The 15,150-nt window shown below is 58.1% G+C and carries 12 protein-coding genes and 1 other RNA gene; 12 read left to right on the top strand and 1 reads right to left on the bottom strand.

The genetic code is table 11. The annotated features are described in order from the left end of the window. Positions 1-15: 15 nt before the first annotated feature. The gene (locus HMPREF9166_RS02985; protein ID WP_254655001.1) at positions 16-951 is read right to left on the bottom strand and encodes an aldo/keto reductase; all 936 of its coding nucleotides are present in this window, start codon (positions 949-951) and stop codon (positions 16-18) included. A 187-nt stretch (positions 952-1,138) separates the two neighbouring features. Between HMPREF9166_RS02985 and HMPREF9166_RS12695 the strand changes: the two genes are divergently transcribed. From HMPREF9166_RS12695 to HMPREF9166_RS02935, 12 genes are all read left to right on the top strand, one after another. Continuing rightward, a complete protein-coding gene (locus HMPREF9166_RS12695; RefSeq protein ID WP_157040604.1) occupies positions 1,139-1,294 on the top strand; it encodes a hypothetical protein in 156 nt (51 codons plus the stop codon). Beyond that, positions 1,284-2,591, top strand: coding sequence for a nitrogenase component 1 (locus tag HMPREF9166_RS02980; RefSeq protein WP_009442574.1), 1,308 nt, complete (start codon positions 1,284-1,286; stop codon positions 2,589-2,591). The genes HMPREF9166_RS12695 and HMPREF9166_RS02980 overlap by 11 nt, the downstream gene beginning before the upstream one ends. After that, on the top strand, positions 2,584-3,876 hold the full coding sequence (locus HMPREF9166_RS02975) for a nitrogenase component 1 (protein ID WP_009442573.1): 1,293 nt from the start codon (positions 2,584-2,586) through the stop codon (positions 3,874-3,876). Before HMPREF9166_RS02980 ends, HMPREF9166_RS02975 begins: the two co-directional genes overlap by 8 nt. Before the next feature lie 27 nt (positions 3,877-3,903). Continuing rightward, the gene (locus tag HMPREF9166_RS02970) at positions 3,904-5,304 is read left to right on the top strand and encodes an MATE family efflux transporter (protein ID WP_009442572.1); all 1,401 of its coding nucleotides are present in this window, start codon (positions 3,904-3,906) and stop codon (positions 5,302-5,304) included. Between the two features lie 283 nt (positions 5,305-5,587). Beyond that, positions 5,588-6,535, top strand: coding sequence for an aspartate carbamoyltransferase catalytic subunit (locus tag HMPREF9166_RS02965; protein ID WP_009442571.1), 948 nt, complete (start codon positions 5,588-5,590; stop codon positions 6,533-6,535). Then, a complete protein-coding gene (locus tag HMPREF9166_RS02960) occupies positions 6,536-7,828 on the top strand; it encodes a dihydroorotase (protein WP_009442570.1) in 1,293 nt (430 codons plus the stop codon). Next, positions 7,825-8,898 carry a glutamine-hydrolyzing carbamoyl-phosphate synthase small subunit gene (gene carA, locus HMPREF9166_RS02955; RefSeq protein WP_009442569.1) on the top strand — a complete coding sequence of 358 codons (1,074 nt, stop codon included), beginning with the start codon at positions 7,825-7,827 and terminating at the stop codon, positions 8,896-8,898. Before HMPREF9166_RS02960 ends, carA begins: the two co-directional genes overlap by 4 nt. Positions 8,899-8,902: 4 nt before the next feature. After that, positions 8,903-12,130, top strand: a complete 3,228-nt coding sequence (gene carB / locus HMPREF9166_RS02950; protein ID WP_009442568.1) for a carbamoyl-phosphate synthase large subunit — start codon at positions 8,903-8,905, stop codon at positions 12,128-12,130. After that, entirely contained in the window at positions 12,102-12,887 is a 786-nt protein-coding gene (locus HMPREF9166_RS02945; RefSeq protein ID WP_009442567.1) for a dihydroorotate dehydrogenase electron transfer subunit, read from the top strand. The genes carB and HMPREF9166_RS02945 overlap by 29 nt, the downstream gene beginning before the upstream one ends. Further along, entirely contained in the window at positions 12,877-13,809 is a 933-nt protein-coding gene (locus HMPREF9166_RS02940; protein ID WP_009442566.1) for a dihydroorotate dehydrogenase, read from the top strand. Before HMPREF9166_RS02945 ends, HMPREF9166_RS02940 begins: the two co-directional genes overlap by 11 nt. A 147-nt stretch (positions 13,810-13,956) precedes the next feature. Further along, an RNA gene (gene rnpB / locus HMPREF9166_RS11755) (RNase P RNA component class A) lies at positions 13,957-14,315 on the top strand. A gap of 36 nt (positions 14,316-14,351) precedes the next feature. Then, entirely contained in the window at positions 14,352-15,014 is a 663-nt protein-coding gene (locus tag HMPREF9166_RS02935; protein WP_009442565.1) for a C40 family peptidase, read from the top strand. The last annotated feature ends 136 nt before the right edge of the window (positions 15,015-15,150 follow it).

Below are 15,150 nucleotides of genomic sequence, written 5' to 3'. Positions count from 1 at the left end.
TGCATTTGTACTGATCTATACCATCCCTTTTTCCCAGTCGCGGATGATGTCAAAGTCGAGCTTGTCCGCCGTGCTCTCGAGGAGGGTGATCTCCTCGGCGGTGAGTGTGATCTCCGTCGCGCGCAGTGCATCGGTAACGTGATGTTCCTTGGTCACGCCGATGATGGGAACCGTACCCTTGCCGATCGCCCATGCGATGGAGATCTGGGCGATGTTCGCCTTGTACTTGTCTGCGAGCAGTTTGAGCGAGAGGTTCAGTGTGTCGATCTTGTCCATGATCGGGTTGTAGACTGCTGCGCGCGCCGCGTCCGCCGGCATCGGATACAGCGTGCTGTAGTGCCCTGTGAGCGCGCCCTGTTCGAGCACCATGTAGGAGAAAAAGGGGATGTCCTTTTTGTGGCAGTAGTCAAGGATGCCGGACTCCTCGGAGGAGCGATTGATCAGGCTGAAGTGGTTCTGTACCGCGCCGAGTTTCAGTCCATGATGTTGAAGGACTGTATCGGCCTCCTCGATCTGTCCTATGTTGTGGTTCGATACGCCGATGATGGGCGCATGTTCCACGTTCTCGAAGAATGCGGCAAGGCGCTCGATCCACTGTGGTGCCTCGGCTGCGTTGTGCACCCAGTAGATGTCGATGCTGTCTGTACCGAGCAGCTTTTTCTGCACGGCCCACATATCCGCGACAGGATTGGCGAATGACTCATCCATGCACTGCGGTGTGAGCTTATCCGAGAGGAGGAAGGAGTCGCGTGCATGCCCTTTGAGAAATGCGCCGAGTGTCTTCTCCGCTGTGCCGATCCCGTATGCATAAGCCGTGTCCCAGAGGGTCAGCCCATGCTGCATAGCGGAATCAAAGACGGGGCGCAGCTGATCCTCCGTGTATGCCGTGCCGAACGTGCCGTCGTTGCCCCATGCCCATGTGCCGAGTGCGATCTTTGGCAGTTTTGTCATTGTGAGTCCTCCCATTCCCATTGTGCTGCATTCTTTCTCTGTGTTGTTCTATCGATAGTATACCATAAGTTGTCGGTGTTCGGCAAAACGATGGAGCATTATATCCATGGGCGGATGGCGCAAAACGCACAGAATTTTTCGTGCCGTTGTGGTATTCTATATGAAAAGACAGTAAGGAGAGATGAGTTTGAAACAAATTGCGTTCCGGCAGATGCTTATCGCCTATGCTCCTGATTCCATACAGGCGCAGGGTGATCGAAAGCTGGCGGAGGACATTGATCGGAACGAACCATTCAGCGTCGTCGAGGAGCTGGAGGACAGGGTGGAGCAGTATGGGGATTGAGGTAAAGCGCGCCGGTGTGCGGCGTGCCCAGTGCAGCTGCAGTATGCCTGCCGTCTGGTGGGCGCTGTCGTACGCGCGCGGCGCGTTGGTGATCTTTCACAGTCCGCGTTCCTGTGCTCATGTCGTGCGCGAAAAGGATGTCGGGACGTTTCATCGCATGGTCGGGGCGGAGACGTATGCGCCGCCGTCGCCCGTGCCGCTTCTCACGAGCGGAATCGGCGAGAACGATGCGGTGTTCGGTGCGGTGGAGCGCCTGCGCGCGTGCGTGCGTTATGCTGCAGAGAAATATCATCCGCGTGCGGTCTTTATCGGCGGATCGTGCGTGAGCGGCATCATCGGAGATGATACGCGTGCAGCGGCGGAGGGGATGGAGGCGGAGCTCGGTCTGCCCATCATCGCCATTCCGACGGGCGGCTTTTTGGATGATGTGTCCTTCGATGGCTACCTGTCCGTTGGCCGTGTGCTGGTGGAACGCTTTATGCAGCCGCCCAAGGAGACGCGCAGGGGGACGGTCGTGTTCCTCGGTGACTACGGCGGGCTCTACAGTGCCTACGTGCAGGAGCTGAAGCGGCTGCTCGAAGGGATCGGGCTGCATCTTGCGGGGCAGTTCCCAACCTACATGCCGCTCGATGAGATGCAGGCGGTGCCGGAGGCAGAGCTGCTCGTTGTGCTCGGGAGTGCGATGTCGGATGAGAAACAGGAAATGCTGATTTCCTTTGCACAGGAGATCCATGCGCGTTTTGGCACGCCGTACTTTGCCGATGCGTTTGCGGGTAGTGCGGAGGAGACTGCGCATTGGCTGCGCGCCATCGCGGCATGCTGTGGGCGTACGGCAGCGGCAGAGAAGGTCATAGAGCGCGAGAAAAAGGCATTTGATCGCGTGCTCGTCCGTGCGCGGGAGATGCTCAACGGGCGGCGCACCGTGCTCGTCGTCGGGCGGGAACTGCACTGGCTGCAGCCAGAGATCCTCCTGCGGCTGATCGAAAAGGCAGGAGTGCGTCTCGCGGGCATCATCCTCCTCGATCTTTTTACTGCCGAACAGCGGACGGGGGTAGAGGACGGACTGCACCAATGTACCGACGCGCCGATTCTCGACGCAGACGATCCCACAAGCGAGGAGCTGCTGCACGCAGTGGATTTTGCCTTTACGACACATGAACTCGTGGATGTGCAGCTACGTCAGATTCTGCTCGGCAAGCTGCCCACGGTCGGCTGGGCGATGGAGCGCCAGCTGATTGAGGATATGGAGCACGTACTCTATCGGCATATTGAGAGGGGAGGGCTGATCTATGGATGAGGGCAATCTCAGTTTTGACGATATGTCCATGTGGATGGAGAGCTGCGCGCTGACGGGGGCGGCGGCGTTCTTTGCCGGTATGAAGGGCTGTGCGGTCATCGTCAATGGGCCGCTCTGGTGCTATCTCTTTACACAGCGGCATATCGAACAGACGCAGAGCGATATCTCGCATCGAATGCAATGCACACAGCTCGATAACGATGCGATTGTGTTCGGTGCAGAGGCGTATCTGCGCGAGGCGCTTCAGCCGTATATTGCGCATCCGCCTGCGCTGCTTGCTGTCATCAGCGGCAGTTCGGCGAGCCTAATCGGTGACGATGTCGGCGCGATTGTACGTGCCGCAGGGGTGACCTGTCCCATTGTTTCCCTTGACAGCGGCGGACTGATCGGGAGCTTTGCGGACGGATGGCGGCGCGCTTCCTGTGCGGCGCTTGAGGTGCTGCTTCGGGCGACGGAGCCATCCGTGCGCCGGGGCGTCAACCTCATCGGCATGACCTCCTCCTACTACAACGGGGAGAACGATGCACGGGAACTCGTGTGCCTCTTGACGAGGGCCGGCTATGAAGTCCGCCATGTATTCGGCTGCGGCATGCGCCCCGAGGATGTCGATTCTCTCGCTCAGGCGGAGCTGAACATCGTCGTGCATGACGAGCTCGGATTGGCGGCGGCAGAGTACCTCGAGGAACGCTGCGGTATGCCCTATATTGCTCCGCTGCCTCCCTACGGACGAGCAGGAACGCGGCGATGGCTGGAGGAGATCTGTGCCGTACTGCCGCCTCCGCAGATGGCGGCGGCGATGGCGGAGATCCATGCGGCGGAGCGCAGGGATTTCCTGCGGATTAACGATCTCAAGAATACGTGGGGAGAGCTGTGCTTTGATACAGTGCTCATTCGTGCGCCGCGTACGACGGCGTGGGGGATGGCGCAGGCACTGCGTACAGAGTGGGCGGATGTACGCCACCTTGCTGTTGCAGCAGTATTACGAGCAGATGAGGCTGGTGCAGCAATCGCTGATGAGCGGCTGGCGGAGACGGATACGGCGCGGGCGCAGGAACTCCTTGCGGCGATGGAGCACGGGCTGCTCATGGGCAGCAGCAGCGAGTCCGTGTACGCCGACCCTCGCCGAATGCTCTATCTGCCCGTCGCCTATCCTGTTGTGGATCGTCTGCTGCTCTCCGATCTTCCCTTTATGGGGCTGCGCGGCGCACGCTGTATGGAGGACGCGCTTTGGAACGGGAGCGTCCTGCGGCGTGAACTGTCTGTCCGCGCATGGAAGAACCAATGACGATACCGCGCTAGTCAGGAGAGCATTATGACGGAATCCATTGTGACACCAAAGGAGAATCCGCTTGCCATTGCGCCCGTGGGCGGATTGATTCGAAAGTTTGCCCTGCCCGCCATCGTCAGTATGCTCGTCAATACGATTTACAACATCACGGATCAGATCTTCATCGGGCATACGGTCGGCATCTTGGGAAATGCCGCGACGAATACCGCCTTTCCCATCGTGATTCTCTCCACGGGACTGGCGCAGCTCGTGGGCATCGGGACGGCGGCAAATTTCAACCTCTTTATGGGGGAAAAGGCGCAGGACGCTGCACGCAGCTACGTCGGCACGGGGCTCGTCATGTCCGCCGTGCTCGGTATCCTGCTCGGCGGTCTTATTTTCATCTTCCAGACACCTGTGCTCCTGCTCTGCGGAGCGACGGAGAACGTTCTGCCGTATGCACAGCGTTACCTCGGAATTACGGCATGCGGACTGCCGTTTCTCCTCTTTTTCACGGCGAACAGTATGCTCATCCGCGCGGATGGCGCGCCGTCCTATGCGATGCGGTGTATGGTCAGCGGAGCCGTTCTGAACATTTTGCTGGATGCACTCTTCATGCTCGGATTCGGCTGGGGAATGGAGGGGGCGGCGCTCGCTACCGTCATGGCGCAGATCGTCTCATTCCTCGTATGTATTCGTTATTTTTCCCGCTTTCAGGCGTTTCTGATCGTGCGCTCCATGCTGCGGATGCGGAGGCATGAGATGCTCCGTATCGCCAAACTGGGGCTGTCGAACTTTTTGAATCAGATCATCATGATGACCGTCGGCATTACGCTCAACAATATCCTCACGCACTACGGTGCGGCGAGCGTCTACGGTGCGGATATTCCGCTCGCTGTGGCGGGGATTGTCACGAAACTCAACAGTGTGCTGATCGCCTTTACCGTCGGTCTGGCGCAGGGGTGTCAGCCGATCTTCAGCTTTAATATGGGGGCGGAGAACTACGGGCGCATCAAAGAGACCTATCGCAAGGGGCTTGTTTTTGCGTTGCTTTTAAGTATAGCGATTTTTTTGGTCTTTCAGCTCTTTCCACGCCAAATCACCGCCATCTTCGGCGGCGGGTCGGAGCTCTATTTTGACTTTGCCGAAAAATATCTGCGCATCTATCTGATGATGGTCTGCATCAGCGGCGCCCAGCCGCTCACCGTCAACTATTTCACGGCGATCGGCAGCGTGCGAACGGGGCTCACACTCTCCCTCTCGCGGCAGGGTCTCTTCCTCCTGCCGCTGCTCATCCTCCTGCCGCGCATCTTTGGGCTGGACGGCGCGCTGTACGCGGGCCCCATCGCCGAGATCCTCGCCTTCGTCCTCGCTATGTCAACGATGTACCGGCATTGGCAGCAGCTGACACGCATGGAGCGGGGGGAAGTGCTGGAACAGAGATAAAAGTATCGTATGCGATTACTGTGTTTTGGGGATTGCGTTTACAATCTAAGAACACAATGCCCCCTGCGATTTTTCCATTGCTTTTTTTGTCATGACCTCGTATAATGATAAAAAAGAAAGTGAGTGCTGATGCACTCTTCTCTATATTGCCTTTTAAGAGGTCCTGTGAGGCCTTAAGGGAGTTTTCAATGAAATATTCGACGCGGTCATTCGAGTTTATTTTGGATGCAAAGCTTTCTTATGCCTTTCTTTCGGCGTGAGAAGGCTTTTTTGTTGAAAGGGGATGCACATGGGACAGGAGTTGTCGCTCAAAGGACGGGATGTGCTCGGTCTGGAGGATTTTTCCGCCGAGGAGATCCGTCTGGTTCTCAGTACGGCACGCGAGATGAAGAATATCGTCGGGCGTGACATCAAGAAGGTGCCCGCACTGCGCGGGAAGGCGATTGTGACGCTTTTTTACGAGCCGAGCACGCGGACGCGGACGTCATTTGAACTGGCGGGAAAGTATCTGGGCGCCGATGTGGTGAACATCACGGCGAGCGCATCGAGCATCGTGAAGGGGGAGAGCCTGCGCGACACGCTTTATACGATCGAGGCGATGGGCGTGGATGCCATTGTCATGCGGCATAAAGCTGAGGGCGCAGCTGCCTACGCCGCCAAGGCGGTCTCTCCCGTCATCATCAATGCGGGGGACGGCGCGCATGAGCATCCCTCACAGGGCCTGCTTAATCTCTATACGATTGAGGAAAACAAGGGGAAACTCGCAGGGCTGAAGGTTGCCATTCTCGGTGATGTTCTGCACAGCCGTGTGGCGCGATCTGACATTCAGGGCATGCGAAAGATGGGGATGGATGTCCATATCGCGGGACCGCGCACCCTCCTGCCGCGCTTTCTGTGTGAGGAGGAGGGCGTCACGATCCATGACCGCGTGGAGGATGCTCTTGAGGGGGCTGACGTAGTCGAGGTGCTGCGCATACAGCTCGAGCGCATGAAGGGCGGGCTGTTCCCGTCGACGCGTGAGTACGCGCGCATCTACGGGCTCAGTGAGGAGCGGCTCGCACTGGCGAAGGAGGATGCTCTCGTGCTGCATCCCGGCCCGATGAATAAGGGATGGGAGATCTCCGAGTCCGTCGCCTACGGCGTACAGTCGCGGATCCAGGAGGAGGTTAAAAACGGGGTCGCCGTACGGATGGCGCTCTTTACACTGGTACTGATGGGAGGGAAGGCCTGAATGCGTGCGTTGCTGCTGAAAGGGGGACGGGTGATTGATCCCGCCTCCAAACGAAATGAAGTTGCCGATGTCCTCGTCGAGGACGGTGTGATCCGCGCCGTTGGCGCAAATCTTTCCGCCGACGGCGCGGAGATTTACGATGCTGTGGGAAAGGTCGTTGTGCCCGGTCTGATCGATATGCACACGCATTTCCGCGAGCCCGGTCAGGAGGCAAAGGAGGATTTTGCTTCCGGCTCGCGCGCCGCAGCGGCAGGGGGATATACGACGATTGCGACGATGCCGAACACGCGCCCTGTCGTCGATACGGCGGCACTGGTGACGAGTCTGCAGAAGCGCGCCGAAGAGACGGCGGTCATGCACATCCGCATCATCGGTGCCGTGACGAAGAACCAGGAGGGCAAGGAGCTGGCGGAGCTCGGCGATATGGTTGAGGCGGGAGCGGTCGCCTTCTCAGACGATGGTCACTTCGATCCGTCGGCAAAGGTTCTCCTCAGTGCATACGACTATCTTGCGCCGTTTGATAAGGCAATCATCAATCATGAGGAAGATACCTCTCTCGTAGAGGAGGGCGCCATGAATGAGGGGCATCGCAGTGCGATGCTCGGCATCAAGGGGCGTCCGATTGTCGCCGAGGATATTGCCGTCGCGCGCGACATCATGCTCGCCGAGTATGCGGGTGCGCATGTTCACGTCGCCCACATCAGCTCGGCGCGTGCCGTTCAGCTGGTACGCGAGGCGAAGGCGCGCGGTGTGCACGTGACGACAGAGGTCACCCCGCATCATCTCACGATGACGGAGGACTGCGTCGATCCAACGGACAGCTCAACGAAGGTCAATCCGCCGCTGCGGACGGAAAAAGACACCGCGGCCATGCTGGCAGGACTGCTCGATGGGACGATTGATATGGTCGTAACGGATCACTCCCCGCACGCACGTGAGGAGAAGGATCGCGAGTACATCTATGCGCCGAGCGGCTTCCCTGGGCTTGAGACGGCACTCGGCGTGCTCATGACGGAGCTGGTCCACACGGGGAGGCTCCCGCTCGAGACGCTGATCGAGCGCATGACCTATGCGCCTGCGCGCATCTTTCATCTCGATGCAGGGACGCTGCGCGAGGGGGCACCGGCGGATGTGACAGTCATTGATCCGAACTGTGTATGGACGGTGGACGAGAAAAAGTTCTACACGCGGGGAAGCCACTCGCCGTTTGTCGGACGGGAACTTCGAGGAAAGGCTGTGCTGACGGTCGTGGACGGGAATATTGTGATGAAGGACGGAGTCATAACAATATGAGAGGAAAACTGATTTTGGAGGACGGTTCGTCCTATGCGGGAGAGCTGCTGGACGGCAGCGCAAAGACGGTGGGGGAGGTTGTCTTTACGACGACCATGACGGGGTATCAGGAAAGTCTGACCGACCCGTCGTTCTGCGGACAGATTCTCACGATGACCTACCCGCTGATTGGGAACTATGGTACGGCAGAGAAATTTATGCAGTCCCGCCGCCCCTTTGTGCGCGGCTTTGTCATCGGTGAGCTCTGCGATGCACCGAATAATTGGCAGTCTGAGAAGAGCTTGATTGACTTTCTTACGCAGAGCAAGGTTCCGTGCCTTTATAACGTAGACACGCGAGCAGTGACGCGCCATATCCGCGCTGCGGGCTCGATGAAGGGAGTGATCGTCCCCGACGGCACGGAGCCGGATGAGATCGCTGCACTGCAGGCGGAGGAGCTGCCGCGCGATCTCGTGGCGATGGTCACAACGCCCGAAGTCTATGTCATGGAGACGGATCAGGAGGACGCGCCGCATATTGCCGCGCTGGACTTCGGTGTCAAGCGCAGCATCTTGGAAAATATCAACCGCCTTGGTGCGAAGATCACGGTACTGCCTGCGTATACGAGTGCCGAGGAGGTGCTTGCGTTGAATCCCGACGGCATCTTTCTGTCCAACGGACCGGGAGACCCGCAGGATGTGCCTGAGATCGTCGCGGAGATTCAGAAGATGGCGGGAAAGAAGCCAATCTTCGGCATCTGCCTCGGGCATCAGCTGCTAGCGCTCGCCTTTGGCGCAAAGACCTATAAGATGAAGTTTGGTCATCGCGGCGGCAATCAGCCCGTCAAGAATCTGCGGATGAACCGCGTGCATATCTCGGCGCAGAATCACGGCTATGCGGTTGACCCCGCCTCGCTTGAGGGGACGCCGCTCTTCATTACGCATACGAATGTCAACGATGATACCGTCGAGGGACTGCGGCACACGTCGCTGCCAATCTTCTCGGTGCAGTATCATCCCGAGGCCGCGCCGGGACCCGACGACAATATGTATCTCTTTGATGAGTTCTGGGCACTGATGAAGGGGGAGTGAGAGGATGCCGCGTAAGGAAAATCTCAATAAAGTCATGGTGATCGGCTCCGGCCCCATCATTATCGGGCAAGCCGCAGAGTTTGACTATGCCGGCTCACAGGCCTGCCGTGCATTGAAGGAAGACGGGCTGGAGGTCGTCCTCGTCAACAGCAATCCCGCCACCATCATGACGGACACCAATATCGCCGGCCGTGTTTACATCGAGCCGCTGACGGTGGAGTTCCTGACGGAGATTATTGCCAAGGAGAAGCCGGATGGTCTTCTCGCCACGCTCGGCGGACAGGCGGGGCTGAACCTTGCCGTTCAGCTTGCAGAGAAGGGGATCCTGGCGGAGTACGGTGTGGAGCTCCTCGGTACGTCTCTTGATGCCATCGAGAAGGCGGAGGATCGCGAGCGCTTTAAGGAGACGATGGAGAAACTCGGGGAGCCGATCCCCGAGAGCCTGATTGTCGAGGATGTCCACGCAGCTGTGGATTTTGCCAACACGATCGGCTACCCTGTCATCGTTCGCCCTGCCTATACCATGGGAGGTACGGGCGGCGGCATTGCTGAGAATGAGGAAGAACTCATCGCCATCGTCATCAAGGGGCTGAACTACTCCATGATCGGGCAGGTGCTCATCGAGCGCAGTGTCGCGGGATGGAAGGAGATCGAGTTCGAAGTCATCCGTGACGGGAACGACAACTGCATTACCGTCTGCAGTATGGAGAATTTTGACCCTGTCGGTGTCCATACGGGAGACAGTATCGTTGTTGCACCCGCGCAGACCCTGACCGACCACGAGTATCAGATGCTGCGCAGTGCCAGTCTGCGGATCATCCGCGAGCTCGGCATTGAGGGCGGCTGCAACGCACAGTACGCGCTCGATACGAAGAGCGATCAGTACTACGTCATCGAGGTGAACCCGCGCGTCAGCCGTTCCTCGGCACTCGCGTCGAAGGCAACGGGCTACCCGATTGCCAAGGTGTCGTCGAAGATCGCCATCGGCTATACGCTGGATGAGATCGTCAACTCGGTAACGAAGAAGACGAAGGCGTGTTTTGAGCCTGCCATTGACTACTGCGTGGTGAAGTTCCCGCGCTGGCCGTTCGACAAATTCGTCTATGCGGACCATACGCTCGGCACGCAGATGAAGGCGACGGGCGAGGTCATGTCCATTGACCGCAGTTTTGAGGGCGCCATTCTCAAGGCGGCTCGTTCCCTCGAGATCGGCGTGAACCGTCTCTATCTGGAACGTTTTGCCGACTGGGATGATGAACGTCTGGAAAAACAGCTTGACCTCATCAACGATGAGCGCATCTTTGTCATGGCGGAGGTGCTGCGCCGCGGCAAGCTGTCCGTGGACGACATCTCGCGCATCACAAAGGTGGACAAGTGGTTCATCCATAAGCTGAAGCATATCGCCGATGTTGAGCGTCAGCTCGCGGAGGAGCCGCTCACACCGGAACTTCTCGCTGCTGCAAAGTGGGTCGGTCTTGCCGATGTTTCCATTGCCGAGATCACCCATAAGACGCGCGATGAGATCCGCACGATGCGCCGCAGCAACAATATTCTGCCGTGTTATAAGATGGTGGATACCTGTGCCGCTGAGTTCGAGGCGATGACGCCGTACTACTACTCCACTTTCCGCGGGACGGAGGACGAGGTCGCCGTATCGAACAAGAAAAAGGTGATTGTGCTCGGCTCGGGGCCGATACGCATCGGTCAGGGCGTGGAGTTTGATTATTGCTCGGTGCATTCTGTATGGGCGCTGCGCGAAATGGGCATCGAAGCCATCATCATCAACAACAATCCGGAGACGGTTAGCACGGACTTTGACATCTCCGACCGTCTCTATTTTGAGCCGCTGACGGTGGAGGATGTGCTGAACATTGCCGACAAGGAGAAACCGGACGGCATCATTGTCCAGTTCGGCGGACAGACGGCCATCAACCTCGCGGCTGAACTTGAACGCGCCGGCCTGCATGTCTATGGCACGTCCGTTGACGATATTGACCGCTCCGAGGATCGTGAGCGATTTGAAGAGGTGCTGACAGAGACGGAGATTTCACGTCCTGAAGGCATCAGCGTGACAAATCTCGACGATGCTGTCACAGGTGCTGCGCGCATCGGCTATCCCGTCATGGTTCGCCCCTCCTATGTCCTCGGCGGCCGTGCGATGGAGATCGTCTACAATGAGGATGAGCTGCGCGACTATATGAGCCGTGCCGTCAAGGTGACGCCGGATCATCCCGTGCTCGTGGATCGCTATATGCAGGGCACCGAGGTCGAGGTTGATGCCATCTCCGACGGTGTGGATGTCGTGATTCCGGGCATCATGGAGCACATCGAGCGCGCCGGCGTTCACTCGGGGGACAGTATCGCAGTCTATCCGCCGCAGACGCTGTCTGCGCGCGTGATCTACACGATCATCGACTATACGAAGCGTCTCGCCGTTGCTCTGCACGTCAAGGGGCTGCTCAACATCCAATTCGTCGTGGCGCATGACGAGGTGTTCATCATCGAGGTGAATCCGCGTTCGAGTCGTACCGTTCCATTCCTTTCGAAGATCACGAACGTCAATATGGTCCACGTTGCGACACAGGTAGCGATGGGGCATACGCTGAAGGAACTTGGCTTCCACTCGGGGCTTGTTCCGCCGCGTCCCTACGTCGCTGTCAAAGCCCCTGTGTTCTCCTTTGCCAAGATGACGGATGTCGATATCTCGCTTGGCCCTGAGATGAAGTCCACGGGTGAGGTCATGGGCATCGACTATCACTATGCCCGTGCGCTCTACAAGGCGATTGTCGGGTCAGGGCTCAATGTACCGACCAAGGGCTGCCTGCTCTTTACGGTGGCGGATAAGGATAAGGATGAGCTCAAGCAGCTCGCAAAGGCATTCTCTGAGTTCGACTTCGAGATCGCGGCGACAGAGGGAACAGCAAAGGTTATTGCGTCGCTCGGCATCGACGTCGAGGTTGTCGGCAAGGTGCATGAGCGCAGCACGGATATCATCGAGATGATCAAGAGCGGGCGCATCAGCATGGTCATCAACACGCTGACGCAGGGGAAGCACTCGGCACGTGACGGCTTCAAGATTCGCCGCGCCACGGTTGAGCATGGGATTGCGTGTCTCACTTCACTCGATACGGCCTGGGAGGTGCTCCGCGTTCTCGAATTTATGCAGAAGCGGCGCCTCGTCTACGCACTCGCACTGCAGGACTATGTCGGCGGAGGGGATGATCTTGCCTAAGATATGTGAGGATGCCCGCGTTCTGCATCAGCGGAGTCCGATGGCGGGGGTCTATGATCTGACGCTTTCTGCTCCGACGATTGCCCGCAGTGCACGGCCGGGACAGTTCGTTGAGGTCGCTGTTCCGCATGGCGGAGCACTCCTGCGGCGTCCGCTCGGCATCGCGGAGACCTCTGCGGAGGAAGGAGAGATTCGCCTCATCTATCGCGTTATCGGGCATGGGACAGAGCTCCTCGCTGCGGCGGGTGCGGGGGAGATGATCTCCGTGCTCGGCCCTCTGGGGCATGGCTTTAATGTTACGTATCGACATCCACTGCTTGTCGGCGGAGGGATGGGGCTGGCGCCCCTTCTCTTTTTTGCGGCGGCGCATGGCAGCTCCTCTGTGTTGATGGGCGGGCGGACGAAGGCAGAGCTCTTCTGGGAGGAGCTCTTCCGCCCCTATGTTCGCGCCGTTCACGCGACGACGGATGACGGTTCATACGGGACGGAGGGCTTTGTGACAACGCTTCTGCCGGAGCTTTTGCAGGAGGGGGACTATGATGCTGTCGCCGTCTGCGGCCCGCCGATCATGATGGAGCGCGTCGCTCAGATGGCGGCGTCCTTTGGGCTGCCCTGTGAGGTGTCGTTGGAGCGCCGCATGGCGTGCGGCCTCGGGGCGTGTCTTTCCTGTGCCGTGGATACGCGCAGCGGACGCCGCAAGGTCTGTAAGGACGGCCCCGTGTTCTCTGCCGAGGAGGTGTACGGAAATGTCTCATAGCGCTGCGACGCGGTATGACGTGCTGCTCTGCACCAATGTCGCAGGCATTGCGATGCGGACGCCTGTGCTTGCGGCGTCCGGGACATTCGGCTTCGGCGAAGAGTTCGCGGACTTTGTCGATCTCGCGCGTCTCGGTGGCGTAATGGTCAAGGGGACGACGCTCCTCCCGCGACGTGGAAATGACGGGGTACGGATTGCGGAGACGCCGCAGGGGATGCTCAACTGCATCGGCCTCGAGAACCCCGGGGCAGACGTATTCCTCCATGAAACACTGCCGCGCATCGCAGACTATGGCATGAACGTCATTGTCAATATCTCAGGCAGCTCCGTGGAGGACTATGCGGCACTCGCCGCACGGCTAAATGTCACGGGTGTCGCGGCGCTCGAAGTCAACATCTCCTGTCCGAACGTCAGGGAGGGCGGGATTGTCTTTGGCACGGATCCGCGTGCGGCGGCAGAGGTCGTGCGTGCGGTCTGCGCGGAGAGCACGCATCCCGTCATCGCCAAGCTGTCTCCGAACGTGACCAGCATCACGGAGATGGCTCTCGCTGTAGAAGATGCGGGGGCGGATGCCATATCGCTCATCAATACGCTCATCGGGATGCAGATTGATATACACCGCTGGCAGCCTGTTCTCGGCAATCGGACGGGAGGGCTTTCAGGCCCTGCCGTGAAGCCGGTTGCCGTCCGTATGGTGTGGGAGGTGGCTCATGCCGTCCGTGTTCCCGTGATCGGTATGGGCGGGATTGCCTCGTGGCAGGATGCGGTGGAGTTCTTTCTCGCGGGAGCGTCTGCCGTCGCTGTCGGCACGGCGAACTTTGCTGATCCCGAGATTACGATGAAAATCTGTGACGGTCTTGGACAGTATCTGCACGATAAACAGCTATCGAATATACAGGAAATTGTCGGAAAAGCATGGTAATCGATGTATTTTTCCAATAATTTTTAGAGAAATTTGATCCAAAATCGTCGCTTTGTTCCTATGGAATCGTTTCTTTCCGCGTCCTACAAGGCGTTGGGGCGTTTTTGACACCTCTCCCCCAGATGTGGTATAATCTCCCCGTTGGTATGAGAGACCAAGACAATCGCGTCTGCGTTTCAGCAGATGAGGAAAGTCCGAGCTCCATAGGGCAGTGTGCTGGATAACGTCCAGCGAGGGTGACCTCAGGGACAGTGCCATAGAAATTTAAACCGCCGACATTGTCGGTAAGGGTGGAAAGGTGCGGTAAGAGCGCACCAGCGGTCGGGTGACCGGCCGGCTTCGGTAAACCCCACATGGAGCAAGACCAAATAGGGAAGGATTTCCGGCGGCCCGTCGGCCTTCCGGGTAGTGTCGCTTGAGATGCCTGGCAACAGGTGTCCCAGATAAATGATTGTCACCGCCTTTTTGGGGGCGGAACAGAACTCGGCTTATTGGTTTCTCGTAGCCAATGTAATTGTGCACTTGTGGAAGGAAGTGTTTGCTTGCGAAAGAAAATCAAGATTCTTGCGTTATCCGCTATGCTTCTCTGCTCCGCATCAATCGCGAGCGCAGAGTCATTCCAGATCGGTGATCAGGGAACGGATGTTGCCGAGATTCAAGGTCAGCTTTCTAATTATGGTTATGATGTTGCCGCTGATGGTGATTTCGGCCCGGCAACGGCGGAGGCAGTCAAGGAGTTCCAAGCAGCACACGGCCTTGCTGTGGATGGTCTTGTGGGACCGTCAACCTATGAGGCTCTTCTCGGAAAGGCGATGCCGCAGGTTAGCCGCGGCTCGAACTATTTCGTGCGCCGCATTGTTTCGGACTCCATGCAGTACCTCGGTGTGCCGTATTCGTTCGGCGGAACGACACCGGCAGGGTTCGACTGCTCCGGCTTTGTCCGCTACGTCTTTGCCAATGCAGGGATCTATCTCCCGCGTACGGCAGATGCGCAGTATGAGGTCGGCTATCCAGTCTCGTCAGCAGAGATGGTTCCCGGCGATCTCGTCTTTTTCTCCACGTATGACTATGGTCCGTCGCACGTCGGCATCTACCTCGGTGATGGCAACTTCATCAATGCCTCGTCGAGCCGTGGAGTCGCAATTGATAACCTGTACGGCGGCTATTGGGGCGCATGCTATATCGGTGCACGTCGCGTGATGTGATGATGCAGAATCTGAGAGGGGCTCAGCCCCTCTTTTTTGATAGGAGCGGTTCGGATGGCGGATATTTTCTTACTTCTGCTTATCTTTCTGATGGTCTACTATGTCTTTGGCGATGAGCTGTTTCCACGATAATAAT

It is taken from the genome of Selenomonas sp. oral taxon 149 str. 67H29BP (assembly GCF_000146365.1).
Classification (GTDB): Bacteria; Bacillota; Negativicutes; order Selenomonadales; family Selenomonadaceae; genus Centipeda; species Centipeda felix.
This window is presented reverse-complemented; position numbering and strand designations above follow the sequence as displayed.

Excerpts from the sequence above, each read along its gene's own strand:
- carB (WP_009442568.1), top strand. The coding sequence starts at position 8,903 with ATGCCGCGTAAGGAAAATCTCAATAAAGTCATGGTGATCGGCTCCGGC.
- HMPREF9166_RS02940 (WP_009442566.1), top strand. The coding sequence starts at position 12,877 with ATGTCTCATAGCGCTGCGACGCGGTATGACGTGCTGCTCTGCACCAAT.
- HMPREF9166_RS02945 (WP_009442567.1), top strand. The coding sequence starts at position 12,102 with ATGTCGGCGGAGGGGATGATCTTGCCTAAGATATGTGAGGATGCCCGC.
- HMPREF9166_RS02970 (WP_009442572.1), top strand. The coding sequence starts at position 3,904 with ATGACGGAATCCATTGTGACACCAAAGGAGAATCCGCTTGCCATTGCG.
- HMPREF9166_RS02980 (WP_009442574.1), top strand. The coding sequence starts at position 1,284 with ATGGGGATTGAGGTAAAGCGCGCCGGTGTGCGGCGTGCCCAGTGCAGC.
- HMPREF9166_RS02975 (WP_009442573.1), top strand. The coding sequence starts at position 2,584 with ATGGATGAGGGCAATCTCAGTTTTGACGATATGTCCATGTGGATGGAG.
- HMPREF9166_RS02985 (WP_254655001.1), bottom strand. The coding sequence starts at position 951 with ATGACAAAACTGCCAAAGATCGCACTCGGCACATGGGCATGGGGCAAC.
- HMPREF9166_RS02960 (WP_009442570.1), top strand. The coding sequence starts at position 6,536 with ATGCGTGCGTTGCTGCTGAAAGGGGGACGGGTGATTGATCCCGCCTCC.
- HMPREF9166_RS02965 (WP_009442571.1), top strand. The coding sequence starts at position 5,588 with ATGCACATGGGACAGGAGTTGTCGCTCAAAGGACGGGATGTGCTCGGT.
- carA (WP_009442569.1), top strand. The coding sequence starts at position 7,825 with ATGAGAGGAAAACTGATTTTGGAGGACGGTTCGTCCTATGCGGGAGAG.